Annotated in this window: 1 protein-coding gene; it reads right to left on the bottom strand. The window is 39.8% G+C overall.

Translation table 11 applies throughout. From position 1 onward, the window contains the following. A partial coding sequence (locus H5123_RS20375; RefSeq protein WP_182699096.1) for an ISAs1 family transposase occupies positions 1 to 479 on the bottom strand: 479 nt, incomplete at its 3' end. Between the last annotated feature and the right edge of the window lie 97 nt (positions 480 to 576).

Here is a 576-nt window from a genome sequence, read left to right on the forward strand (position 1 = left end):
TTTATCAACTCAGGAATGGCAGTTATCTCATTGCTTTTTTGTTCTGTTTTAAGTTGGCCAAGTACTAATTTGTTTGATGAAGCATAAGCACTAATCATGTGTATGGTACTGGCTCTGTCTTGACGATTGTATGACCCCCGAAGCGTTTTTCCATCGATAGCAATCACTTGGCCTTCGGTAAGAGTGTGTATCGATGACATCCATTTGATAAAACACCGGTGAAATTGTTCTGGTTCTATCGTTGATATGATACGAGCTATAGTGTCATCAGCAGGAATGCCACTCACGAATAGGTTATTGTTTTTAAACCAATCATGATGTCCAAGTATGTATTCTCGAATATCAAACCAGCCTTTAGCTCCTGCGATAACGGCACATAGAGAACCAAACAAAACCTCAAAAAGGCAATAGGTCACTTTAGCCCCTTGGCGTTGGTCAGTTATGGTTTGAAAAGTCTCTTTGAAGTGGTCAATATGCATGATGAGCTCCCGAAAAAAGGGAGTATAAGATCATAGCTAAATGTTAACGTCAAATAGTGTGTTAAGTTGATTGAAAAACGTTCACGATCTCGCCCTG

The sequence above is a fragment of the Shewanella sp. SR43-4 genome, from assembly GCF_014163845.1.
GTDB lineage: Bacteria > Pseudomonadota > Gammaproteobacteria > Enterobacterales > Shewanellaceae > Shewanella > Shewanella vesiculosa.